The organism is Dehalococcoidia bacterium (genome assembly GCA_035528575.1).
GTDB lineage: Bacteria > Chloroflexota > Dehalococcoidia > E44-bin15 > E44-bin15 > DATKYK01.
The window spans coordinates 46,876-70,071 of record DATKYK010000032.1 but is presented as its reverse complement, the minus strand read 5'-3'; the positions used below and the strand labels follow the sequence as shown (position 1 = coordinate 70,071).

General features: G+C 54.1%; 23 protein-coding genes. 8 read left to right on the top strand and 15 right to left on the bottom strand.

The window, feature by feature from the left end; translation table 11 throughout:
• Nucleotides 1–3,867: a DNA-directed RNA polymerase subunit beta' gene (gene rpoC, locus VMX96_07835; protein HUU63806.1), complete on the top strand. Its 3,867-nt coding sequence runs from the start codon at nt 1–3 to the stop codon at nt 3,865–3,867.
• A gap of 6 nt (nt 3,868–3,873) precedes the next feature.
• Here rpoC and larB read toward each other — a convergent pair whose 3' ends face one another.
• A complete protein-coding gene (gene larB, locus VMX96_07830; GenBank protein HUU63805.1) occupies nt 3,874–4,617 on the bottom strand; it encodes a nickel pincer cofactor biosynthesis protein LarB in 744 nt (247 codons plus the stop codon).
• A 574-nt stretch (nt 4,618–5,191) separates the two neighbouring features.
• Here larB and cooS point away from each other — a divergent pair.
• A complete protein-coding gene (gene cooS / locus VMX96_07825; GenBank protein ID HUU63804.1) occupies nt 5,192–7,180 on the top strand; it encodes an anaerobic carbon-monoxide dehydrogenase catalytic subunit in 1,989 nt (662 codons plus the stop codon).
• Nucleotides 7,181–7,539: 359 nt separating this feature from the next.
• The gene (locus tag VMX96_07820) at nt 7,540–9,348 is read left to right on the top strand and encodes a Maf family nucleotide pyrophosphatase (GenBank protein HUU63803.1); all 1,809 of its coding nucleotides are present in this window, start codon (nt 7,540–7,542) and stop codon (nt 9,346–9,348) included.
• 161 nt (nt 9,349–9,509) lie between these two features.
• Here VMX96_07820 and VMX96_07815 read toward each other — a convergent pair whose 3' ends face one another.
• A complete protein-coding gene (locus VMX96_07815) occupies nt 9,510–10,877 on the bottom strand; it encodes a malic enzyme-like NAD(P)-binding protein (protein ID HUU63802.1) in 1,368 nt (455 codons plus the stop codon).
• Nucleotides 10,878–10,960: 83 nt separating this feature from the next.
• Here VMX96_07815 and VMX96_07810 point away from each other — a divergent pair, with 83 nt between their 5' ends.
• Nucleotides 10,961–11,539 (top strand): Maf family protein, encoded by a 579-nt coding sequence (locus tag VMX96_07810; protein ID HUU63801.1) that lies wholly within the window; start codon nt 10,961–10,963, stop codon nt 11,537–11,539.
• 69 nt (nt 11,540–11,608) lie between these two features.
• On the opposite strand, the gene VMX96_07805 is transcribed toward VMX96_07810, so the two are convergent.
• Nucleotides 11,609–12,490: a serine protease gene (locus VMX96_07805; GenBank protein ID HUU63800.1), complete on the bottom strand. Its 882-nt coding sequence runs from the start codon at nt 12,488–12,490 to the stop codon at nt 11,609–11,611.
• Nucleotides 12,491–12,924: 434 nt separating this feature from the next.
• On the opposite strand from VMX96_07805, the gene VMX96_07800 reads away from it, so the two are divergent.
• The 3 genes from VMX96_07800 to VMX96_07790 all read left to right on the top strand — a co-directional run bounded on the left by VMX96_07800 (nt 12,925) and on the right by VMX96_07790 (nt 15,072).
• Entirely contained in the window at nt 12,925–13,398 is a 474-nt protein-coding gene (locus VMX96_07800) for a hypothetical protein (GenBank protein ID HUU63799.1), read from the top strand.
• A gap of 37 nt (nt 13,399–13,435) precedes the next feature.
• Nucleotides 13,436–14,083 carry a hypothetical protein gene (locus VMX96_07795; protein HUU63798.1) on the top strand — a complete coding sequence of 216 codons (648 nt, stop codon included), beginning with the start codon at nt 13,436–13,438 and terminating at the stop codon, nt 14,081–14,083.
• A gap of 122 nt (nt 14,084–14,205) precedes the next feature.
• The gene (locus VMX96_07790) at nt 14,206–15,072 is read left to right on the top strand and encodes a GIY-YIG nuclease family protein (protein ID HUU63797.1); all 867 of its coding nucleotides are present in this window, start codon (nt 14,206–14,208) and stop codon (nt 15,070–15,072) included.
• A gap of 261 nt (nt 15,073–15,333) precedes the next feature.
• Here the strand turns inward: VMX96_07790 and VMX96_07785 are convergent, their stop codons facing one another.
• Nucleotides 15,334–15,918 (bottom strand): rhomboid family intramembrane serine protease, encoded by a 585-nt coding sequence (locus tag VMX96_07785; GenBank protein ID HUU63796.1) that lies wholly within the window; start codon nt 15,916–15,918, stop codon nt 15,334–15,336.
• Nucleotides 15,919–15,923: 5 nt separating this feature from the next.
• Complete coding sequence (locus tag VMX96_07780) at nt 15,924–17,363, bottom strand: NAD-dependent epimerase/dehydratase family protein (protein ID HUU63795.1); 1,440 nt, start codon at nt 17,361–17,363, stop codon at nt 15,924–15,926.
• A 211-nt stretch (nt 17,364–17,574) separates the two neighbouring features.
• On the opposite strand from VMX96_07780, the gene VMX96_07775 reads away from it, so the two are divergent.
• Nucleotides 17,575–17,748, top strand: a complete 174-nt coding sequence (locus VMX96_07775; protein HUU63794.1) for a hypothetical protein — start codon at nt 17,575–17,577, stop codon at nt 17,746–17,748.
• Between the two features lie 44 nt (nt 17,749–17,792).
• Here the strand turns inward: VMX96_07775 and VMX96_07770 are convergent, their stop codons facing one another.
• The 10 genes from VMX96_07770 to tuf form a co-directional block, all read right to left on the bottom strand.
• A complete protein-coding gene (locus VMX96_07770; protein ID HUU63793.1) occupies nt 17,793–18,104 on the bottom strand; it encodes an antibiotic biosynthesis monooxygenase in 312 nt (103 codons plus the stop codon).
• A 29-nt stretch (nt 18,105–18,133) separates the two neighbouring features.
• Nucleotides 18,134–18,514 (bottom strand): 50S ribosomal protein L7/L12, encoded by a 381-nt coding sequence (gene rplL, locus VMX96_07765; protein HUU63792.1) that lies wholly within the window; start codon nt 18,512–18,514, stop codon nt 18,134–18,136.
• A gap of 220 nt (nt 18,515–18,734) precedes the next feature.
• A complete protein-coding gene (gene rplJ, locus VMX96_07760; protein HUU63791.1) occupies nt 18,735–19,259 on the bottom strand; it encodes a 50S ribosomal protein L10 in 525 nt (174 codons plus the stop codon).
• 248 nt (nt 19,260–19,507) lie between these two features.
• Nucleotides 19,508–19,714 carry a DUF2892 domain-containing protein gene (locus VMX96_07755; GenBank protein ID HUU63790.1) on the bottom strand — a complete coding sequence of 69 codons (207 nt, stop codon included), beginning with the start codon at nt 19,712–19,714 and terminating at the stop codon, nt 19,508–19,510.
• A 16-nt stretch (nt 19,715–19,730) separates the two neighbouring features.
• On the bottom strand, nt 19,731–20,444 hold the full coding sequence (gene rplA / locus VMX96_07750) for a 50S ribosomal protein L1 (GenBank protein HUU63789.1): 714 nt from the start codon (nt 20,442–20,444) through the stop codon (nt 19,731–19,733).
• Entirely contained in the window at nt 20,444–20,866 is a 423-nt protein-coding gene (gene rplK / locus VMX96_07745; GenBank protein ID HUU63788.1) for a 50S ribosomal protein L11, read from the bottom strand. The genes rplA and rplK overlap by 1 nt, the downstream gene beginning before the upstream one ends.
• Nucleotides 20,867–20,897: 31 nt before the next feature.
• Entirely contained in the window at nt 20,898–21,431 is a 534-nt protein-coding gene (nusG, locus tag VMX96_07740) for a transcription termination/antitermination protein NusG (protein HUU63787.1), read from the bottom strand.
• A 152-nt stretch (nt 21,432–21,583) separates the two neighbouring features.
• A complete protein-coding gene (gene secE, locus VMX96_07735; protein ID HUU63786.1) occupies nt 21,584–21,808 on the bottom strand; it encodes a preprotein translocase subunit SecE in 225 nt (74 codons plus the stop codon).
• A gap of 1 nt (nt 21,809) precedes the next feature.
• Nucleotides 21,810–21,977 (bottom strand): 50S ribosomal protein L33, encoded by a 168-nt coding sequence (gene rpmG, locus VMX96_07730; GenBank protein HUU63785.1) that lies wholly within the window; start codon nt 21,975–21,977, stop codon nt 21,810–21,812.
• An 11-nt stretch (nt 21,978–21,988) separates the two neighbouring features.
• Nucleotides 21,989–23,191, bottom strand: coding sequence for an elongation factor Tu (tuf, locus tag VMX96_07725; protein HUU63784.1), 1,203 nt, complete (start codon nt 23,189–23,191; stop codon nt 21,989–21,991).
• Nucleotides 23,192–23,196: the final 5 nt, after the last annotated feature.

Genomic DNA, 23,196 nt, shown 5'->3' with positions numbered 1-23,196 from the left:
GTGCTTGAGGTTAATGATTTTAGCGCAGTACGGATATCACTGGCCTCGCCGGAGCAGATCAGGAGTTGGTCGTGGGGAGAGGTGACCAAGCCGGAGACGATCAACTATCGCACCCTTAAGCCGGAGCGGGATGGGCTTTTCTGTGAGCGTATCTTCGGGCCGACAAAGGATTTTGAGTGCTACTGTGGTAAGTACAAGAAGGTGCGATACCGGGGCATTGTCTGCGATAAGTGTGGCGTTGAGGTAGCCCGCGCCAAGGTGCGCCGGGAGCGGATGGGGCACATTGAGCTAGCCGCTCCGGTTAGCCACATCTGGTTTGTGAAGGGGACCCCGAGCAACCTGGGCCTCCTGCTGGACATTTCACCGCGGAACCTGGAGCGGGTGCTTTACTTTGCCCAGTATATCATTACCCATGTGGATTATAAGGCGAGGGAGGAGGCTATAGAGCGGACGTACCAGGAGATCGCCAGGCTTGAGTCCAGCATGGTGACTGCGGAAGAGAAACTTGTGGAGGAGGGAGGTCAGCACCTGTGGGAAGAGCTTAATGCCAGAATCGATGAGTTGAGGGAGCTTCACCCGGTGATGGTGCTTGCCGAGAACAGGTATCGCGAGCTCAAGGATAGGTATCCCGATGTTTTCAGGGCAGGCATGGGGTCCGAGGCTATACTGGATATCCTCACCAACCTCGATTTAGCTGAGCTTCGCGAGAAGCTCTACCAAGAGATCCGCTCCAGCACCGGACAGCGAAGGAAGAAGGCGAACAAAAGGATCAAGGTGGTGGAGGCGCTAAGGAGGAGCGGGAATAAGCCGGAGTGGATGATATTAACCGTGCTCCCGGTGCTCCCTCCAGACCTTCGTCCCATGGTTCAGCTGGATGGGGGGAGGTTTGCCACATCAGACCTCAATGACCTTTATCGGCGGGTGATCAATCGTAACAACAGGCTGCGGAGGCTCCTGGATCTGGGTGCCCCTGAGATAATAGTACGTAACGAGAAGCGAATGCTACAGGAGGCGGTGGACTCCCTCATCGATAACGGCCGGAGGGGGCGGGCGGTTACCAGTTCCGGTAATCACAAGTTGAAGTCGCTATCGGATATGCTTCGGGGGAAGCAGGGGAGGTTCCGACAGAACCTGCTGGGCAAGAGGGTGGACTATAGCGGGCGTTCGGTGATTGTGGTTGGCCCGGAGCTGAAGCTCCACCAGTGTGGTTTGCCCAAGAGGATGGCCCTGGAGCTGTTCAAGCCCTTTGTGATGCATCGCCTGATCCTCCATGGACATGCACATAATATCAAAAGCGCCAAACGGCTGGTGGAACGGGAGCGGGCGGAAGTATGGGATGCGTTAAATGTGGTAGTCAAGGACAGGCCGGTCCTCTTGAATCGAGCCCCTACCCTGCATCGCTTGGGTATTCAGGCCTTTGAGCCAGTCTTGGTAAATGGCAGTGCCATTCAGCTTCACCCCCTGGTCTGTTCCGCCTTCAATGCTGACTTCGACGGTGATCAGATGGCGGTTCATGTGCCCCTATCCAGGGCTGCGGTTATAGAGGCCAGAGAGGTAATGCTTGCAACCCATAACATGCTGCTACCCAACTCCGGGGAGCCGGTAATCGCGCCCACCTTGGATATTGTTCTAGGATGCTTCTACCTTACCATGATCAAGCCCGGGGCTAAGGGGGAGGGTATGCGCTTCGGCAGCTTTGAGGAGGCGAAGCTGGCCCATGAACTGGGGATCATCCACCTGAATGCAGAGATCGAGGTCACGGATACGGGTGGAGAGCGACTGAAAACCGGCGTCGGTCGCATCATCTTTAATGAGGTGCTCCCCGGGGAGTTTGGCTTCATCAATAAGGCGATGGATAAGCAGTCGCTCAAGCAGCTGGTTGCTGATTGCTTTAAACGCGTGGGTGACGAAGGGGCTGCTGAGGTGGCCGACAGTGTTAAAAGCCTGGGGTTTCGCTATGCCACCAGGTCGGGGAGCAGCATCGCCATGAATGATATAGAAGCACCGGCGGGCAAGAAGAAACTCCTGGATGAGGTGGAGAGAAGGGTGGCCGAGGTGGATAAGCAGTTCCAGAGAGGGCTGATCACTGATGATGAGCGCTATGCCAGCACGGTCGAGCTCTGGTCGGAGGCCACGAATAAGGTAACCGATGCCATCGCCGAGTCGCTGGACCGCTACGGCTCTATATACCTCATGGCAACCTCAGGGGCTAAGGGGAATATTGCCCAGATACGGCAGATGGCGGGCATGCGAGGCCTGATAACTGACCCATCGGGGAAGATCATTGATTTCCCCATTCGTTCAAGCTTTCGGGAGGGCTTAACAGCGCTGGAGTACTTCATATCCACCCATGGAGCCAGGAAGGGGCTGGCGGACACCGCGCTCAGGACTGCGGACAGTGGCTACCTTACCAGACGGCTCGTCGATGTGGCTCAGGATTTGATCATCCTTGAGGAGGACTGTGGCACCACCGCTGGTCTTTGGATCTATGAGACAGAGGAGAGGCGTATACTGGCGCCCTTTGCCGAGCGCATCCTGGGGCGAATTGCCGCCGCCAAAATAGTTCACCCCCAGAGTGGGGAGACCATCGTGGAGCGGAACCAGGAGATCGATGAGGAGAAGGTCAAGGAGATCAACCAGGCGGGGATCACCAAGGTCTACATAAGGTCACCTCTGAGCTGTCAAGCGAGGCATGGTATCTGCCAGTTCTGCTACGGGAGGAGCCTGGCTCGCGGACACCTGGTGGAGATGGGAGATGCGGTGGGCGTTATTGCAGCCCAGAGCATCGGGGAGCCTGGGACCCAGCTAACCTTGCGCACCTTCCATACCGGGGGGGTGGCCGGACTGGATATCATTAGTGGTCTCCCCCGTGTGGAAGAGCTCTTCGAGGCCAGGACCCCCAAGGTTCAGGCCATCATAGCCGAAATTGACGGATGGGTGGAGGAGGTGGATGAAGGGGGAGGACGGTTGGTGGAGGAAGTGGAGGTGGAGGCAGGGGGGGGCCGCTGGATCAGGGTGTCAAGCACCGAGCGTTATAGCGATGAGTACCCGCTACCTGCTAGATGGAAGGCCAGGGTCACGAGTGACCAGTGGGTGGATGTGGGGGAGGTGCTGGCTAAGCCACCGGTTAGCAAGCGTGCCCTGACAGTGGAGGTCCCTCCCATCATCGCCAGGGTAGCCGGCACGGTGAGCGTGGAGAAGGATCAGCTCTCCATCTCTTATGAAGAGAAGGAGGAGCGGGTATATCCTCTCTCCGCTGCATCTCGTCTTATGGTGGAGCCGGGCACCTGGGTCCAGGCGGGGCAGCGGCTTACCGAGGGGCTGATTAATCCCCAGGATTTGCTGCGTATTATGGGCAGGGAGGCGGTCCAGGAGTACCTGGTGGATGAGGTTCAGCAGGTTTATCGCACGCAGGGGGTAAATATCCATGACAAGCATATCGAGACCATCGTTCGCCAGATGCTGCGCAAGGTTCGCATCGAGGAGCCGGGGGAAACCGATCTGCTTCCCGAGGCGTTAGTAGACCGCTTTGTCTATGAGGACATTAACGCCAAGGTGCTTGCAGAGGGGGGAGAACCAGCAACCGCCCGACCTGCGCTTCTGGGGATTACCAAGGCCTCGCTGAATACAGATAGCTTTCTTTCCGCCGCCTCCTTCCAGGAGACCACCAGGGTGCTTACCGAGGCAGCAGTTGCTGGTAAGACGGACAAGCTTCAGGGGCTTAAGGAGAATGTAATTATCGGCAAACTGATACCGGCACGCTGTCACCTTTCCGCAGAGGCCCAGATCCAACTGCAGCCTCCGGAGCCCATATCCCTCGAGGAGATAGCCATTGAGGAGGGAGTTATCGAAGAGGAAGCCATCTAGGAGGGGCTAGAGATTGATCAGAGCAGCTAGGTAGCCCGCCCCGAAGCCATTATCGATATTAACTACCGATACCCCGGCGGAGCAGCAATTTAGCATCGTAAGAAGTGCCGCTAACCCTTCGAAGCTGGCCCCATAGCCTATGCTGGTGGGTACCGCTATTATCGGCACCGATACCAGACCGCTGACCACGCTGGGAAGGGCCCCCTCCATGCCAGCTACCGCCACAATTACCTTTGCCTGGCGCAGTTGCGGCAGATGGTCCAGCAGCCGGTGAATCCCGGCGACGCCAACATCGTAGGATCGCTCCACCTCATTACCCATCAGTTCCGCGGTGAGAGCTGCCTCTTCAGCGACCGGAATATCAGCGGTGCCCCCGCTTATTACCATGATCCCGCGGTTATGAGTGGATTTTTTAGCCCGGTTTACCGTGATAGCCCGGGCAATCGGATGATACTCGGCATCGGGGGTGTGACGGCGCACCGCATTGAAGCACTCCTCTGTCACCTTGGTAACCAGCACCTTATCGGCGCGGGAGGCGAGCCGCTCGACGATCTCCGCAACCTGCCCGGCGGTTTTCCCCAGACCGAGAACCACCTCCGGGAAGCCGCGACGGAGTGCCCGGTGATGGTCTAGCTTGGCGAAACCCAGTTCCTCATAGGGAAGGCTGGCAAGCTGAGCCAGGGCATCATCGATGCTCACATCCCCCGACTTCACCCGGGCCAGCAATTGGTGCAGGCGCTCGTTATCGATCTCCGTCCCCCTGCTCGGTGATGAGCGAATTATAACACTGAAAGCACTTGGCATAAAGTAGCCGGGAGGGAAAGTGACCTCATTCAGATGAATGACACCACAGACGGTCTCTTTGTTACCCTTTCCACTTCATCTCAATATAGTGAGACTGCTGAAATATTCTCAATCAACCCCCTAATCCCCCAATCTTGGGGGACTTTTTAAAGCTGCCCCGATACATCGGGGAGACCCCCGGCCCCGATTATAGGCCGAAGTGTCGGCCGACCTGTCGGCCTCGGGGCACCTCTTTTTCAGCGGTCTCATAGTACGAGGGAGCAAAGCGACCGAAATATACGATTGGGATTCTTCGTTTCGCACCGAAATATGCCGAAATATAAAGGGAGTCGCTAGACTCACAATGCGGGCATATGGTGCTGCCAGGGAAGTCGTGGAACCCAGGTGATTTGCCTGTATTTACCCAACGAGTGCAAGGAGTTGACTTGAGAAAATCAGGCTGAAGATGTTGACCTGGGCAAAAGTTACCTGCTATAATAGAATTGTGAAATTTAACACAGAGACTATGGGGGGAATGTAAATGACCGAAGAGAAGAAGGAATCCAAGAAGAGGACCATAGACCCGGCGGTAATCGAGATCCTGGACAAGGCGGAGGCTGAGGGAATCTCCACCGCCTTCGAGCGGGCGCAGACCACCAAGCCCTGCCCTATCGGGCATGAGGGAAGTTGCTGTAAGATTTGCTTCATGGGACCCTGCCGCCTCACCGGCAAGACAACGGTTGGGGTCTGCGGGGCGACCAAGGAGACCGTAGCGGCAAGGAACCTGGCTCGGGAGATCGCTGCCGGGGCGGCAGCCCACTCCGACCACGGCCGCGACATGGCGCACACCCTTATCGCCGCAGCTGAAGGGGAGGCCCCCGATTACAAGATAAAGGATGAGAAGAAGCTTAGGGCGGTGGCCCGCTATCTGGAGGTGGAAGCGGAGGGGAAAAGCAAAGAAGAGCTTGCCCTCGAGGTGGGCCGAAAGGCGCTTGCCGAGTTCGGTCGCCAGGAGGGGGAGATCCTCTATGTCAAGCGCGCTCCGCAAAAGCGCCAGGAAATCTGGAAAAAGCTGGGCATTACCCCCAGAGGCATCGACCGAGAGGTCGTGGAGACCCTCCATCGCACCCACATGGGGAATGACCAGGACGCCGAGCATATTCTTGACCATGCCATGAGAACCGCCCTCGGCGATGGCTGGGGGGGCTCGATGCTCTCCACCGATATTAGCGACATCCTCTTCGGCACCCCGGGGCCGGTGGCTGCCAGGAGCAATTTTGGCGGCCTGAAGGAGGATGAGGTGAATGTGGTGGTGCACGGTCACGAGCCCACCCTCTCCGAGATGATCGTGGTTGCTTCCAGCGACCCCGAGCTTATCGAATATGCCAAGTCCAAGGGGGCAAAGGGGATAAACCTGATGGGCATCTGCTGCACCGCCAACGAGATCCTGATGCGACAGGGGATCCCTGTGGTGGGCAATTTCCTTTCCCAGGAACTGGTCATCGTTACCGGGGCGATAGAGGCCATGGTGGTGGACATCCAGTGTATCATGCAGGGGCTGCAGGAGGTCGCCGACCATTACCATACCAAGCTTATCACCACTTCGCCAAAGGCCCATATAACCGGGGCGGTGCGCATGGAGTTCAATGAGCATAAAGCCCTGGAGATCGCGAAGCAGATCATTAGAGTGGCCATCGATAATTTCCCCAATCGGGATAAAAAGAAGATGCTTATCCCTGATTATGTCGACCACCTGATAGCCGGCTTCTCCCATGAGTATATCGCCTATATGCAGGGAGGTATCTACCGCGAGTCCTTCCGCCCCTTGAACGATGCAATTATGGCGGGGAGGATTCGAGGCGCCGCCGGCGTTGTTGGCTGTAACAACCCCAGGGTCACCCAGGATGATCCCCATCTTTACATTGTGAAGGAGCTGCTCAAAAACGACGTGCTGGTGGTGACCACTGGCTGCAACGCCATCGCCTGCGCCAAGCAGGGACTGCTCACCGCGGAGGTGATGGACTTCGCCGGGCCAGGGCTCAGGGAGGTGTGCCAGACGATCGGCATCCCGCCGGTGCTCCATATGGGCTCCTGCGTCGATAACACGCGGATCCTCACCGTGCTTGCCCAGTGTGCCAATGAAGGCGGGCTCGGCGAGGACATCAGCGACCTTCCGGTAGCCGGCTTTGCCCCGGAGTGGATGAGCGAGAAGGCCCTTTCTATTGGAGCCTACTTTGTTGCCTCCGGCGTTACCACCTGGATGGGGGTAGGCTCTCCCGTTGCCGGCAGTGAAGCGGTTACCCGGATAATTACCGAGGGTTGGAAGGAGAAGGTGGGCGCAGCCTATTACTTCGAGCCGGATCATAAAAAGGCGGTGAAGGAGGCGCTGGAGCATATCGATGCCAAGAGGGCAGCGCTTAAGCTGGAGGTATACAATCCCACCCGGTATGCTAAGAGCGATACCTACCTCCCCGGCGATTATGCCTCCGATGAGGAGTTTGCCGCCGGTGCCTATAGCCGGTCTAAGTAACCCTTTACCCAAACTGTTCGATTTAGTCGCTTCTCCGTTCTCGCAATGGGGAGGCGACTTTTTTATACTGGAGGAAGCCACTATAATTTAAAGCGGTTGTATGAAGGAGACTGCTGAAAAAGAGGTGCCCCGATTATATCGGGGCCGCTTTAAAAAAAGTCCCCCAAGATTGGGGGACTTAGGGGGTTGATTGGGACTATTTCAGAAATCTCTAAAGAGTCGAATATGACAAAAGAAAGTTGCCTTTTAGGGCAGTAGAATGAGTGGCGGATATCGGGTTTCTGCTAAAGAGCCCTTGGGATGACTAAGTATGAAGGGTACAGGCTTGATTTTAATAGCGCAAAGATGAGGTCTAGAAAATGGTTCCAGAGGAGCGGCTGAGGGTAAAATTCACCGACATCGCGCCGCAGGGCGACGCCCTCGCCCGGCACGATGGTGAGCTGGTGTTCGCCGCCAACGGCATCCCCGGCGAGGAGGCCGTGGTGCTGGGTAAGCGGGGGAAGCGCCATATTGTGGGCGAGGTGGTGGAGCTTATAACGGAGTCGCCCCACCGCATAGCGCCCCGCTGCCCGAACTTCGGCAGGTGCAGCGGCTGCCAGTGGCAGCATATCGATTACCCCTTTCAACTGGCGCTCAAGAGGGGGATGGTGGAGCGGAAGCTTATGGAGCGGGGCAATCTACCCGACGCCCCGGTGCTGGAAACCCTGCCCTCCCCCGAGCCGTGGTACTACCGAAATCACGCCCGCTTCTCCGTTAACCCCCTGGGGCAGCTGGGCTTTGTCCACAAAAATACCGGTGATTTTATCCCCGTCGATCTATGCCACCTGATGACCCCCTGGATCAACTCCACTCTCGCCACGCTGCAGGGGAGGTGTGCCGGTGCCAGCCAGGTGGCGATGCGCTACGGGGTTAATACCGGGGAGCGGCTCATCCAGCCGGAGCTTCCTGTAATCGAATCGGGACAGCCCAGCTATGAGGAGGAGCTCTTGGGGCGGCGCTTTCGCATCGCCTCCCCCTCCTTCTTCCAGGTGAATACACCACAGGCGGAGAGGCTGGTCGAGCTGCTCCGTGACTATCTCCATCCCGATGGCACGGGGCTTCTAATCGATGTCTTCGCCGGGGTGGGCACCTTCGCCGCTCTGCTCGCCCCCCTGGTCGGCAGGGTGATCTCCATCGAGGACTCGGCAGCGGCAGTAAAGGATGCCGCAGAGAATATGGCCGGGCTGGATAACATTGAAATGCTCCAGGGGAGGGCAGAGGAGGTGCTGCCACAGCTTGAGGTGGTTCCCGATGTCGCCATCCTCGACCCGCCTCGCGCGGGCTGCCGCCGCAGGGCGCTCGCCGCACTTATTCAGCTTTCACCGCAGAGGCTCATCTATGTCTCCTGCGAGCCAGCGACCCTGGCGCGCGACCTTGAGATATTATGTCAGGGGGGCTATCGCCTGGTGGCGGTGCAGCCGGTGGATATGTTCCCCCAGACCTACCACGTGGAGTGCGTCGCCACCCTGGTGCGGGGCGATGTATCGCCCGGGCTGGTGCTGGCATCAGCATCGCCGCGCCGCCGCGAGCTTCTTTTTGCCCTGGGTCTGGATTTCGAGGCGGTTGCCCCACCTGGGGATGAGGCTCTACCTGCCAGTGCGGAAGATGTGGAGCGGGTGGTGGAGCGACTGGCGCTGAAAAAGGCAGAGGCGATTTCAGGGGCGAAGGGGCCACAAACGGTGGTTGCCGCCGATACAATCGTTGTCCATGACGGCACCATATTGGGAAAGCCCCGCGATGCTGAGGAGGCACGCGATATGCTGTGTCGTCTGCGGGGAGGGGAGCACATCGTTATCACCGGCGTCGCGGTGCTGAGTGGAGGGCACTCGTATGTAGGCCACGCTACAACTACAGTCACCATGCGCCGCTACTCCGATGATGAGATCGCGGCCTACATCGCTTCAGGTGACGCTTTGGACAAGGCCGGGGCATACGGCATCCAGGACCGGTATTTCAAGCCGGCGGAGCGGGTGGATGGCTGCTACCTCAACGTGGTGGGGCTCCCGCTCTGCACCCTGGCGGGGATGCTAAGGGAGGCTGGCGTTCCGCTGCGGGCGCGGCCCCTGTGGGCGCTGCCGACACAGTGCCAGCAGTGCGAGGGGAGGGAGGCATTGTGTGGTAGGTTATGAACGAAGTGGTTGCTTATAGAGGTGAAGTTCTGGTTATGGTTAATATTTTGAGATTGCTGAAAAAGAGGCGCCCCGATTATATCGGGGCTGGGGGTTGATTGAGACTATTTCAGCAGCAATCTCTTATTATAAACAGTCATTTCGTATGGCATACTATATCCTTAAAAAGGTCCTATAAAATCGGTATCTTCAAAGTAATCCTCGTCAAGTTGGCGCTCAGCAACGCCCGATTCTATAGCAGCCTTCGCCACGCTATGAGTCACCGCCAGGTGTACCTTGGGATCTAACAACTTAGGTACAATTTCATCCTGATGTGCCTCACCTGCAATAGCTAGAGCTGCAGCTTTGTACATCTCGTAATTGATCTCGGTAGCTTCTGCATCTAGTGTTCCCCGCCAAATCCCAGGATAGCCCAGCAGGTTATTCACTGTCCTACCATCGACAGCGAAAGTGGCACCAGATGCTATGGCAAGCTCCGCAGTGATTTCTGGATACGGATTAGATAGCGCGAAAATAATCTGGCCACGTCTTACCATCTCGGGCTTTATTAGGTCCACTACACCGGTAGTAGCGATAACTATATCAGCCGTTTCCATTATTTCGCTAAGGCTGGAAGGAATACCTCCATGCTCAGCATGTCGTTTTTTACTGGCCTCCGTTTTCGCCACGCCAAACGTAGGATTACCCGTGTATCGCAAGAGAAACCTGCCTATGGAAAGACCAGCAGCACCCAGACCAATGAGTCCAATCCTTGCCTCCTCGAGCGTGATACCGCTGAGCCTGCACGCATTGATCAAAGCTGCCAACGTTACCACAGCGGTGCCATGCTGGTCATCGTGCATAACAGGAATACTCAGCTCTTTCTTTAGCCTATCTTCAATAGAAAAACAACGTGGTGATGCTATGTCTTCTAACTGTATTCCGCCAAATGTAGGAGCAATATGTTTCACTGTTTCCACGATCTCATCAGGATCGGTACTGTCTAATAGGATAGGTATTCCGCTAATCCCCACCAGCTGCTGGAGCAGAGCAGCTTTCCCTTCCATAACCGGCATTCCTGCCACAGAGCCGATATTGCCCCATCCGAGGACGGCAGACCCATCGGTAACAATAGCTACTGAATGGCCAATATTGGTGTACGTATACTTCAAGCTCTCCTGCTCCATTATCAGCCTACATACCTCGGCCACCCCTGGGGTATAGACCCTGTAGAGGTCATCCAGAGAGTTGACGGGAACAGTGCTTATCATCTTGATTTTTCCGTTCTTGTGAAGTTCGAGTACATCATCTCTGACTTGGAGAACTGATACACCTCCAATCTCAGATATTTCTTTTACTAGTTGTTCAAGGTGTTTTGCGTTCTCAATGAGTACCTCAATGTCCCTCACGGTATAATGATGCCCCAGATGGACGGTTGATATGTTTCTAATCTCTGAGCCAGTTCTACCAATGACTGTCGTCAACTGGCCCAATGTGCCCGGAATATTAGCGTTTTTGCAGCGCAAGGTCCTGATAATATTATAGTTGATTTTCACTTTTGTTCCTTCTCAATTCTCTTCGATTACTAGAACCTGAGCCACAATCATCCCTTGACTCACCGAACTACCTATAAGTGACTGCCCTGTCCCTGGTTATTGTACTCTTCATAGAGTTAAACTTACAAGCGCGCAAAGCAGCGGAGCGACTGGCGCTGAAAAAGGCAGAGGCGATTTCAGGGGCAAATGGGGGGCAAACGGTGGTTGCCGCTGATACAATCGTTGTCCATGACGGCACCATATTGGGAAAGCCCCGCGATGCTGAGGAGGCCTGCGATATGCTGTGTCTTCTGCGGGGAGGGGAGCACACCGTTATCACCGGCGTCGCGGTGCTGAGTGGAGGGCACTCGTATGTAGGCCACGCTACAACTACAGTCACCATGCGCCGCTACTCCGATGAGGAGGTCGCTGCCTACATAGCTTCAGGTGACGCTTTGGATAAGGCCGGGGCATACGGCATCCAGGACCCGTATTTCAAGCCGGCGGAGCGGGTGGATGGCTGCTACCTCAACGTGGTGGGGCTCCCGCTCTGCACCCTGGCGGGGATGCTAAAACGGGCCGGCGTTTCGCTGAGGGTGCGGCCCCTGTGGGCGCTGCCTCCCCAGTGCCAGCAGTGCGAGGGGAGGGAGGAGTTGAGTGGGGGGTTGTTAGACTGAAATTCTATAAGCCACCCATTAGCGGTCGGTCGCACCCAGGGGGTTAGGTGTCTATTGTCAATGGGTTGCTTATCCTTCTTTGAAATTAACGCCATTATCCTGCATAAAGGATTTCAAGATATCTACATGTATGCAGATCCCTACATGTAGAAATGCGCTGTCTTGAACACGCTTTGGTAGACCGCCTCGTATCACTTCTTGATCAACATCGAAGTCAAGATCGAGATGACTCGTACGCGACTGCATTCCCCAGACCTTCCCATCTACATCAAATGCTGGCCCACCGCTTTGTCCACGCAGGCCTGGTGTGCTCAGCTCGAATGCAACCAGAGCGCCCTTGTCTTTAACATTTCGGGTCACCATACCTTCAATAGGAAAACGGGGTGTATCTATTCGCCCACTTTGAGTCCAGCGAATACTATCATTAGTTTTATCGTAAGTGAAGTTGGTAAATTCGGGAAATGGGAAGCCTAGCCGGCAAATAGACTTGCCTTGCTTTAGACCGGATGTATCCTTTGGAAATACCGGAAACTTGTTGCACAACAATTGATCAAAGGATTGGAATTTCAGTAGTGCTATATCCACCGTCTGGTGGAGACGGGCTTCAATATTCAATTCGCCTTCAATACAGTTCATAAAGCGATTGCGAAGCTCAACAGTAGTTCGCTTGGAATAGCCATATTTCCTCTCTAACTCCTTTCGGAGTTGTTTCTCCGTTTTTTCTCCCTTACGAGAGGCCAATTCATTTTTGAATGCTTCGTATTTCTTGTTGATTTCCTCTGCCAACTGGAGTTGCTTTGCTACGTGAGCACAAGTTAGCGCCCAGCCATCTGAATTGACAAAGAAAAGGGTCGCAGCACCAGGTTGGACATCGGTAGATGCATAGTTACGGCTTATCGAATGAATAGTGCGTGTGAAAGCTGCCACCGTCTCAATCGCATCAACGAACATATTTACCTCCCTCAGGAAATGCGCAGTTGAGTCTCGTGTGCGAGGAGAATATATCAAGGGGCGCTGTCTGTCAAGCTGGATGAACCGGCTCCGCTCTTCAGCAGGTACTCGCTCATGGCGATGATGCGGATGCTATCATTTTATGGTGTTACCCATCTGTATGGATAATTTCAGCATAATGGGGGCTAGCGGAAGAATATTATGTTGCGCTTGCGTCCGCGGAGGAAATAGCCCGCTGCCAGGCCTAGAGCGAGGCCCCATCGGGCAAGGCAAGGCTACGCTGCTTCTCTGGGGAGAGAGGGAATAGGGCGAGTTATTTAAGCATGGCCAAGTGGCATTTAGCTTACAGCAGAATAAGGATATAGAAAGCAATTCTGGTAAGAAAGTAACACTCCTATGCTATAATCAATCTAATACTAAAGGAGGGTATATCAATGAACTTCTTAGAACAGCTCGTAGCTGAATGGTATGAGTATGATAGATACTTCGTCCGATCAAACGTGAGAACGCGCAAGCGAAAAAAAGGTGGCTATGACGTAGAGCTAGACGTGTTGGCATACGATCGATCCAAGAATACCTTGATACATATAGAAACGTCAGGAGATGCCAATTCATGGGAGGAACGCAAACGTCAGTTCCTAAATAAGAAATTCATACTTACTACAAGAGAATATGAAGACATCCTGGGTCATAAAGTCAGTAAAATAAAAAGAATTGCAGTAGTTGGATACGTTCATTCAACCAAGGCAGACCTTAACTGGGGCCAGGATATCGAGATAGAACTTATCCCAGTATTTATAAAAAAGAATACTAAAAAGCTTAGCTCGCAACACCCCATGAAGGAAGCAGTCCCCGAGGGGTTCCCGATTCTTCGTGCAATGCAAATGGCAATAGCATACGGAACATAACACCTAATATAAAAATGGAACTCGTGAGGTTAATATTATGGTTCAAAAGATGATGGCCAGAGCACAAGGCGATACTAAAAGCGCAATATGGCTCGTGGGAGATTCTAACCCTAAGAACTGGGAGAGCAGGCTCCAAGAACCACTTGATTCACGTCATCCAGCTCGACACAACATTTGGACGCCCATCTTGCTCGAAATCCAAGATAAGGTATTTGAAGCAGCCAAGCTCCATATTGACCAGAGCAAATTCTATGTGAGAAACGCAATACAGAATACCCAATACAAACCAGCCCAGCTAGACCTCCTATGGTCTGAATATTTACAACAAGCTGTAAAAGATTTCAACACTGATGTGCAAACGCATAATCCGCAAGTAATCTTCTGCTTCGGTGCTTTTTCATTAGAGTTCACGAGGCGGGCAACGAGTTCAGGGAAACATGCTCCTTATAAATCTTGGAACACGCGGACACTTGGTGAACAGTTTAGAGATGCAATTGAATCATTCGATCCAACAGTTACAAACATCATTCCACTGCTACACGCAAGCATTGCGCGTGGTAAATTCTTAGAGAGTCATGACTACTTCTGCGATTTTTCAGATGCGAATTATTTTATCTATGTCGGAGACGCAATCGCCGAGAAATTCCTCCAGTTTAGAAGCCAATTAAACATTTGGGTAAGCTGACAAGTTCAAACGTTGGCCTTGTCAATGGTAACCGGCGAGGCCACGCTGTACCGTATCACCAGAATACAAAGAACAATAAGAATGCAAGGACAACGGGCGGGGTAAACGGAGGGAATTGCAGAATGAGACGTGAAAGATCGAATATAGACTACCCAATGTGGCGGAAGAAAGTCGATAAGTCTTTGTTCGAATACAATGGGACGACAATTCCTAATTGGGTTTGCAAACTGTGGGGGATACCTGAGCTTTTTAAGCATACCTCCCACAAACGTAGTACAGGCGTAGACGTGACCATAAAGTATATTAACAAGAAATATGACGGTTGGGTTAAGATAGTTACATATGAGCAAGCAAGAAGTACCGTATACCAACTCTTTTTCGATGAAGAGTTATCACTAAAGCTAAAGAATACCTTTTTAATGAGCTACATGAGATCCCTCGAACAGAAGCTTTCCACAGAGGATAATACTGATGTAGAAGATAGTATTCCATTCTGGGAGTTTCTTGATATCGAATACGACCAAGATGAAAAGCAATTTCGATTCGTTAGCTATTACACACAGAAACCAAGTTTCCCCAATCTTTTTAAACGATTAATTGGGTCACCAGCAATAAAACAAATATCTGATGAGTTGGAAGATAAAGGCAGCGACCGCATTTATAAACAGGATTGGAGGCAGAGGGAAGAATTACAGTATGAATTAGGGGCTGGAAATGTCATTTACATGCTGTTAGATACAGAGCAAAGGCTGTTATATATTGGTGAGGCGCAAGACCTTATAGAACGATTATCTCGACCATATCCTTCGATAAAGGATTGGAATTATTTCCGATATGATGTTTTACCTGATAGCTTATCACGATTTCGTGTTCAGATTGAACGAATGATGATTAGGGATTTTGCGACCTTAATTAGAAATAAAAGCAAGGTCGATTACATTTCAGATTTTTCAGATTACAAACTTGCTAATGACAAGATAGATCGGTAACTTTGAATGTATATCGGTGAATGCGGTCGTATTAATTGACAAGGCGGTATCTTCACTCCATTCCAATAGCTCTAACACTAATGAAGCTGGCTGGATTCGCACAACTGTATTTTACGTATAAATCGAGCGTTTTTCAAAAGAATGCCTCTTTATAGATACCGAAAAAGTCTGGATATTTGCGTAACGTTTCGAGGCTAACTCCGACATTGGGCTTAAATATACCTGTAGCCGGGTCACGGCCCAGGTTCAGCATGATGGGGACTAGCGGAAGAACGGCATGTTACGCTTGCGACTTTTGAAGAAATAGCCCGCTGCCAGGCCTATGGCGAGGCCGCCGAGGTGACCCTGCCACGCCACGTTGGGGAAAAAGGAGAGCACGACGAAGCCGCCGATGACCGCTACCCATAGGGGGAGGGGGGCCGGTATGGGGAATATAAAAACTCTCATCTTCGGTGCCATCACGGTAAGTGCCCCGGCTATGGCAAAGATGGCCCCGGATGCGCCTATAACCCAGGCGTTGGATGAGGACAGCAGTATGTAAAGGAAGTTGCCCGCTATCCCGCCGAGGAAGTAAAGGGTGAGGAACCGGGCGTCTCCGACCATCATGCAGAGGTACCTTCCGAAAAAGTACAGGGTTAGCATGTTGGCTGCGATGTGCCATAGGCCACCGTGGACGAAGAGGTTGGTTATTAAGGTCCAGGGCCTTTCCATCCAGGTTGACGGCTGCAGGCCGAGGGTGTAGAGGAGGTCAGGGTCGGCAAGTGTCGCTATATATAGTACGACGTTTAAGGCTATCAGGAAAAGTATGGGGGCCTCGGCATAACGGCGATAGCTTGTGTAAGGCATCTATATCATTCGTGGGGGCAGTATAAATACTCAACACATTGAGATTCGTCTTTATCGTGGTTGTGGTAATAGAAATCGGCTATGGCAGGGTCGACCCTGGCGACGGCATCCCAGTTCCACGGCGGGGGCACACACTCAGGGCACCAGTGCCCTGATAGAATAAGCCTGGGGGTACCATCAAAATCGTGTCCGAAGCCGCATTTCCAGTTGAGCTTCGATTTTATATCGGTATACTCCGTTGACAGGCACTTGCCGCCCCTTGAATTAGCCAGCGCCTGCATATCTACTAGCGTATACTCTTTGGTTAGAGGGTCTTCCCTGGTTTGCCGTTCCTTGTCCTCTTCTTCAACAACATACTCGTCCCAGCCGGGGATGTTCTCCCACGCCTGGCGGCTGCCAAAAAAGGCGCAGATCTTCTCTTTATCGTTGCTTTTTATCCATTTCAATGGGTCCGCCATTCTCTTCATAAATGCTCTCACTATGAAAGCAGGGGCGAGCTTTCCACCATGTTTCAAATACCACGGGGCGGCACCTTCCACTTGCTTCAACTGGTCCTCGAATGACTGCCGCCAGTGCCCCAGGTACTTGTTGAGGATCCAGCTGTCCTCATACCAGCCACAGTGGAAGTTCCTTATAGCGAACCAGTTGCGGGGCAGTATCTTTCGGTAATCCCCCAGACCGAAGATTTTCATGAATTCCCTTAGATAGTCGCTATAGAGCATCCTGCATGAGGGGCCACCTCCCATATTGTATACCCTGCCGTAGAAATCATCGGGGCACTCCATGGTCTGGACCAGCCCGTATCCTGCGTCCTCGCCGGTTATAAGTTCGATGTGGGTATTGAGGGGCTGGTGGTACATGATGGGATCCATAAGAGAGAATACAGCAGGGATGGCGATAAAGGTCTGCCGCATTATGGCCCAGTATCTTAAGCCCGATTCTATAACCGCTCTCTCCGCACCCATTTTCGTTGTGGCGTAGTAGTCACCAACGCTTGGTTGGAGGGGGTCGCCGACCTTCATCCATTGAACCGGTGGAAGGCGGTCTCCGTATTCGGCGACGGACCCGATGCTTACCAGCCGGACATTGTCGCCATTGTCTGGCTGCCTCTTGATCGCTTCAACGATATTTTCGGTGCCCCCTGTATTTATCTTTCTACACATTGGCGGGTTGTAATCCGCCGCCGGGGAGATGAACGCTGCCGGATGGAGGACGTGATCTACTCCGTTAACCGCCTGCAGGACGTCATTGAAGTTGCATAGGTCTCCCCACACTATCGTCAATCCTTCCTGCCCCTCATACTTGGCAAAGGCCTTCCTGTTTTTCTTGGAGGGTCTGAGCAGAAGCACGGTGTCGTAGCGATCTCTTCTCCTGAGTAGCTCTTTGAAGGCTTCACCGCCCATAGAGCCCGATGCGCCGGTCAGAAGCACCTTTTTCTTTACCATTTTCTCATCCTTCTAGGCCTGTTGCATGAAGCTAAAACTTGAATAAATTCCCCCGACCAGGCTGCCAAAATTGCTGTAGTAATGGCTCTACTACTGGGCTTAAGATAGGCTTTCCAACGGGCCAACTTCTCCACTGTAATGAGAAGGTCGTGTTTAAAAAGCCATCTCTTTTGTCCTATTTAGTGCCGTCCCCCTGCGCTCTAAGGCTCGAATGGCACTTTCCGCCGATTATCATGTGGTCCAGCACAATCACCACGGCTGCGATCTGCCCGGTCACGGCGATGTCCTCCGGTTCGGGCTGGGTGAAGCTCAGCCTCCGTGCAAGCTAAAGCTACGCCCTGAGCTGAGCTTCCCTGGATTGATACACGCCCCGCTCACCGCTTGATCCGGATGTGATATTCTACCACAGCTCCGCACCTCAGCACCACTTCAGATACCTTCAGGCAGCGAGGCCCATGGTTCCACGTAAACGCCCACTTTTGACGGGTTGGTCAGCAGGGGCTCGATCTGGGCTGAGATCTTCGTCCGCTGGGGGTTGTTCTCCCAGGCTCTCCAGTCCTGCAGGCTGTGCCACGTGCTGATGACCAGATGCATTCCAGATCTATCCACCGAGGTCAGCGTTTCTCCCGATATATAGCCCGGCTGTTGGATGGCGTGCGCCCGCAGTTCCCTAAGTAGCAGAAGCAGCTCGCCTTGCTGGTCCGGCTTTGCCGTTCGTTCTATGACAATCTTTACCGTCATTTTCGCAACCCCTTTCTATCTTTTATCAGCTATTTGACCTCGACGGTGGCGCCGGTGGCCTCCAGCTTCTCCTTTATCGTGGCGGACTCCTCTTTGCTAACGCTCTCCTTCACCGTTGTGGGGGCAGCCTCCACCAGGTCCTTAGATTCTTTTAGCCCCAGGCCGGTTACCTCACGCACCGTCTTGATCACACTGATCTTGTTGGGGCCGACAGCTTTGAGCGTAACGGTGAATTCTACCTTCTCCTCCTCCTCAGCGGGTGCGGCCTCTTCGGTAGAAGCGGCGGATGCTGCTACCGCCACCGGAGCGGCAGCGCTGACGCCGAACTCCGCCTCCAGTGCCTTGACCAACTCGCTGAGATCAAGCACGGTCATGTTCTTGATGGCAGCGATGAGCTCATCTTTGGTCATCGCTCTCCCTTCCCTGGCCGCGGCAGGCTTAGGCGCCGCCTTTCCGGTCTCCTTCTGCTTTTTGGGCTCTTCTGGTTTCTCCTCCGCCTTAGCCTCTGCTTCAGCCTTTGCCTTCTGCCTTTTCGGCTTCTCTGTCTTCTCCTCCGCTTTGACCTCGACCGTCTCCTCCGCCTTCTCCTCTACCTTCGCTTCGACTATCTGCTTTTGCTCCTCAGTCATTTTATCCTCCTTCCAATTGATTTCTGCGTGCAACCAGCACGTTTATAAGGCCTGTCAGGTTTGCATTGAGCACATTGACCAGGGCCAGGATGCTCCCCTGCATCCCGATGAGCAGCCTGGCGATCAGCACCTCCTTCGGGGGCAGGGTAGCTAGAGTTGCTACCTCAGCGGCGCTGAGCACCCGCTGCTCCACCAGCCCACCAGTAATCCTGAGCTGGCTTTTAGCGGAGCGGATGTAATCGGTTAGCGCCCTGGCCGGCACCACCATGTCGCCATAGCCGAAGGCGAGCGCGGTCGGTCCCTCGATGATACTGCTGAGCTCTGCCTTGCCCGCCTGCTCTGCGGCAAAACCAGCCAGGGTATTCTTGATCACCCGGTATTCGATCTCCTTCTGGCGCAGTCTACGCCGCAGCTCGGTCATCTCCGCCACCGTGATCCCGCGATAGCTGGTGGTGATGACTATACTGGAGCGCTCAAGCTTCTGGGCAAGCTCGCTAACTGCCTGCTTCTTCTCCTCTAGACGCATATCTCACCCCTTAAACTTTGTTATATATATTTAGAGATTGCTGAAATAGTATTAGTGAACCCCCAAATCCCCTTATCTTTGCGGACTTTTCCGCAGCGATTTTCGGAGGCGCATCTTTTTTTAAAAAGGCAGACGAAAGGGACGAAAAAAGTCCCTGCGCCATAGACCCAGGGACTCTCCCTTTCGCCTGGGCGGGCAGATATTAAGCCCTAAAGGCACCCGCTTTCTATGGCACTTGGGCACGCCTGCTATTTTATTGTTGAAAAGTGAAATAAATTGTACAGCAGACAGCATCCTGTCGCTGCAGTGAGCAGTATTATCGCTCCAATAACCGCCAGCACCACCCCTCCCACTGCCCCGCTACCCGCATCGAGAATGAGAAATGCCAGAATCAGCGCTACTGCACCCAGAACCAGCCGCACAATTCGGTCAACGGACCCTTCATTCCGCTGCATCACTTACCTCTTTTCTTTACGGAGCGCGCAGCTCCATGGTTGGCTTCAGGTCGAGATTGATCCCCGGCCCCATCGATGTGCAGAGCGTGGCGCTCCTTATATATTGACCCTTGGACCCGCTGGGCTTGGCTCTCATCACGGTCTCGATCAGGGTTGCCAGATTCTCCTGCAGCTTATCGTTGTCGAAGCTCAGCTTGCCCACGGGGAGGTGGATCACCGCTGTCTTGTCTATCCTGAAATCGACCCGTCCCTTTCGGGCATCGCTTATAGCGCGGGGCAGGTCCTGGGGTGGTACGATGGTTCCCGACTTTGGATTGGGCATCAGTCCCCGACGTCCCAGGATCTTGCCCAGCTTGGAGACCTTGTTCATGACATCGGGGGTGGCGATGGCGACATCGAATTCCAGCCACCCGTCCTCGATGCGCTTCACCAGGTCGTCGCAGCCCACATGCTCCGCCCCTCCCTCCTCGGCGGTCCTCACCCCCTCTCCCTGGGTGAACACCAGTACTCTGACCTGCTTGCCCAGTCCATGAGGGAGGCTGGCGACCCCTCTCACCTGCTGGTCGGCATGGCGGGGGTCGAGACCCATATGGAGGTGAAGCTCCACCGTTTCATCGAAATTGGCATAGGCTGCCTGCTTTGCCAGCGCGATGGCCTCTTGAGGGTCGTACTCCCTGGTACGCTCCACCAGCTTAGTAGCATCCTTATAGTGTTTGCCGTGCTTGGCCATTATTCCACCTCGATCCCCATGCTCCTTGCCGTGCCCTCTATCATCCGCAGTGCACCATCCATGTCGGCGGCATTGAGGTCCTTCATCTTAAGCCTGGCGATCTCCTGAAGCTTCTCCCTGGGCAGCGTGCCGATCTTTTCCATGTTGGGCACGCCGCTCCCCTTCTCCACGCTGAGCGCTCTCCGCAGCAGGTCGGCGACCGGCGGGGTCTTGAGGTTAAAGCTGAAAGAGCGGTCGGCATATACGGTAATCTCCGCAGGGACAATGGAACCTGCCTGGGAGGAGGTGCGCTCGTTGTACTCCTTGCAGAAGGCCATGATGTTGCAGCCATACTGCCCCAGGATAGGGCCCACCGGCGGGGCTGGGCTTGCCTGCCCCGCGGGGAGCTGGAGCTTTATCACCGTCGTTATCTTTTTAGCCAATCCCTTGCCTCAATGAAAAAATTTCGTGTTTTCAAATCCTCTCCACCTGTAGGAAGTCGAGCTCTACCGGCGTCTCCCGCCCGAAGAAGGAGATGAGCACCGTTACCTTGCCCTTCTCCGCATTGATATGATCGACCACCCCGATGAAGTCAATAAAGGGGCCATCTACCACCCGCACGCTCTCACCCGGGTGGAAGCCAACCTTAACCCGTGGCGTATCAGCCTTCATCTGGTTGAAGATAGTGTTAACCTCTTCGTCATTCAGGGGGGTTGGCTTTACACCGGAGCCCACGAAGCCGGTAACCCCTGGTGTATTACGCACTACATTCCAGCTCTCATCGTCGAGCATCAGCTCTACTAGGATGTAGCCGGGAAAGACCTTCTTGGCCACTGTCCTTTTTTGCCCATGCTTTATCTCGATCTCATTCTCTGTGGGGATGACCACCTGAAAGATCTTATCCTGGGCATCCATCGAACTGACACGGTGCTCCAGGTTGGTCTGAACCCTGTGCTCGTATCCGGAGTAGGTATGAATCACATACCATCTCCGCTCATCCTCTACCATCTCTCTCCCTTGTTTGCGCTTTAACCCACGTTCTTTTTCAGCCATTGCCTTGAAATTGGAGCTCGATCTTGGTTAACGGATCGAGGAGAACGAAAAAATTCGGGACAAAAGGAAAACCCCTCACCAGGGTTTGTTTCCCGCTTCTCCCTGCCTCATCCTCCTATGCTTACTATCCAGTCCATAAGATGAGTGAAGCCGTAATCGAACGTCCCCAGAATAAGCCCTATCGCACCGGCGATTATGAGAACCATTTTGGTGAGCCGCTTTGCTTCCTCTCTGGTAGGCCAGGTTACCTTCTTTAGCTCAGCGACGACCTCAGCGATATACCTACGAATCCGGGGGAATACCGACCCTCCCGCCGTAGCCTGCCTTCTCATCCTAGCGCACCTCTCGATAGACCTGGTGGGTGCGACAGCGGGGGCAATACCTCTTCAGCTCCAGCCGCTCCGGATCGTTCCTTTTGTTCTTGCTGGTGGTATATGTCCGGTCCTTGCACTCGGTGCAGGCGAGATGAATTATAATCCGGGCAGTTCCCTTCTTAGCCAATCTATATTACCCTAGTCTATAGTCTTGGTGATCACGCCAGCACCTACGGTGCGGCCACCCTCTCTGACGGCGAACCTCAGCCCCTCCTCCATGGCAACAGGCTCGATGAGCTTCACCTTCATCTTGATATTATCGCCGGGCATCACCATCTCTACACCCTGGGGCAGCTCGATGCTTCCGGTTACGTCGGTTGTTCTGATGAAGAACTGAGGCTTGTAGCCGGTGAAGAATGGGGTGTGCCTGCCTCCCTCCTCCTTGGTGAGGACGTATATCTCAGCCTCGGCGTCGGTGTGTGGCTTAATCGATCCCTTGGCTGCCAGCACCATGCCCCGCAATATATCCTCCCTTTCCACCCCGCGGAGCAGGCAGCCGACGGCATCACCGGGCTCCCCATCGGCGAGGGTCTTGTGGAACATCTCCACGCTGGTGACCACAGCCCTGCGGGTATCTCTGAGCCCCACGATATCCACCTCCTCCCCCGGCTTTATCACCCCGCGCTCCACCCGTCCGGTGGCCACCGTCCCCCGCCCCTTGATGCTGAAGACGTCCTCGATGGGCATGAGGAAGGGCTTGTCCTTGTCTCGCGCCGGGGTGGGGATGTAGTCGTCCAGGGTATCCAGTAGCTTCCAGATAAGGCCGCACCACTGACACTCCCGCTTGCCGCAGCCACACTCCAGTGCCTTTAAGGCACTCACCCTTACTATCGGTACCTCCTTGCCGGGGAAGCCGTAATGGGGCAGCACTTCCTCCTGCAACTCGAGCTCGCTCACCTCTAAAAGCTCCTCGTCATCCACCAAATCCACCTTGTTTATGCAGCAAATAATATAGGGCACCTCTACCTGGTGTGCCAGCAGTAGGTGCTCCCTCGTCTGCGGCATCACCCCATCATCGGCAGCGATCACCAGGATGGCGCCGTCCATTTGAGCTGCCCCGGTGATCATGTTCTTGATATAGTCAGCGTGGCCGGGGCAATCGACGTGTGCGTAGTGGCGCTTCTCCGTCTCATACTCGATATGAGCGATGGCGATGGTCAACCCCCGGGCCTTCTCTTCAGGGGCATTATCGATGGAGTCGAAGGCGCGATACTTAGTGATGCCCGCACTGGCTAGTATCTTGGTTATCGCTGCGGTCAGTGTGGTCTTGCCGTGATCGACGTGACCGATGGTCCCCACATTAACATGGGGCTTGGTTCGCTCAAAGAGTTTCTTTGACATTTTTC

What these genes read in the sequence shown, in the direction of transcription:
- cooS (HUU63804.1), top strand. Translation starts at nt 5,192, where the DNA reads ATGACCGAAGAGAAGAAGGAATCCAAGAAGAGGACCATAGACCCGGCG.
- VMX96_07820 (HUU63803.1), top strand. Translation starts at nt 7,540, where the DNA reads ATGGTTCCAGAGGAGCGGCTGAGGGTAAAATTCACCGACATCGCGCCG.
- VMX96_07805 (HUU63800.1), bottom strand. Translation starts at nt 12,490, where the DNA reads ATGTTCGTTGATGCGATTGAGACGGTGGCAGCTTTCACACGCACTATT.
- VMX96_07800 (HUU63799.1), top strand. Translation starts at nt 12,925, where the DNA reads ATGAACTTCTTAGAACAGCTCGTAGCTGAATGGTATGAGTATGATAGA.
- VMX96_07795 (HUU63798.1), top strand. Translation starts at nt 13,436, where the DNA reads ATGGTTCAAAAGATGATGGCCAGAGCACAAGGCGATACTAAAAGCGCA.
- VMX96_07790 (HUU63797.1), top strand. Translation starts at nt 14,206, where the DNA reads ATGAGACGTGAAAGATCGAATATAGACTACCCAATGTGGCGGAAGAAA.
- VMX96_07785 (HUU63796.1), bottom strand. Translation starts at nt 15,918, where the DNA reads ATGCCTTACACAAGCTATCGCCGTTATGCCGAGGCCCCCATACTTTTC.
- VMX96_07780 (HUU63795.1), bottom strand. Translation starts at nt 17,363, where the DNA reads ATGGTAAAGAAAAAGGTGCTTCTGACCGGCGCATCGGGCTCTATGGGC.
- VMX96_07775 (HUU63794.1), top strand. Translation starts at nt 17,575, where the DNA reads ATGGCACTTTCCGCCGATTATCATGTGGTCCAGCACAATCACCACGGC.
- VMX96_07770 (HUU63793.1), bottom strand. Translation starts at nt 18,104, where the DNA reads ATGACGGTAAAGATTGTCATAGAACGAACGGCAAAGCCGGACCAGCAA.
- rplL (HUU63792.1), bottom strand. Translation starts at nt 18,514, where the DNA reads ATGACCAAAGATGAGCTCATCGCTGCCATCAAGAACATGACCGTGCTT.
- rplJ (HUU63791.1), bottom strand. Translation starts at nt 19,259, where the DNA reads ATGCGTCTAGAGGAGAAGAAGCAGGCAGTTAGCGAGCTTGCCCAGAAG.
- VMX96_07755 (HUU63790.1), bottom strand. Translation starts at nt 19,714, where the DNA reads ATGCAGCGGAATGAAGGGTCCGTTGACCGAATTGTGCGGCTGGTTCTG.
- rplA (HUU63789.1), bottom strand. Translation starts at nt 20,444, where the DNA reads ATGGCCAAGCACGGCAAACACTATAAGGATGCTACTAAGCTGGTGGAG.
- nusG (HUU63787.1), bottom strand. Translation starts at nt 21,431, where the DNA reads ATGGTAGAGGATGAGCGGAGATGGTATGTGATTCATACCTACTCCGGA.
- secE (HUU63786.1), bottom strand. Translation starts at nt 21,808, where the DNA reads ATGAGAAGGCAGGCTACGGCGGGAGGGTCGGTATTCCCCCGGATTCGT.
- tuf (HUU63784.1), bottom strand. Translation starts at nt 23,191, where the DNA reads ATGTCAAAGAAACTCTTTGAGCGAACCAAGCCCCATGTTAATGTGGGG.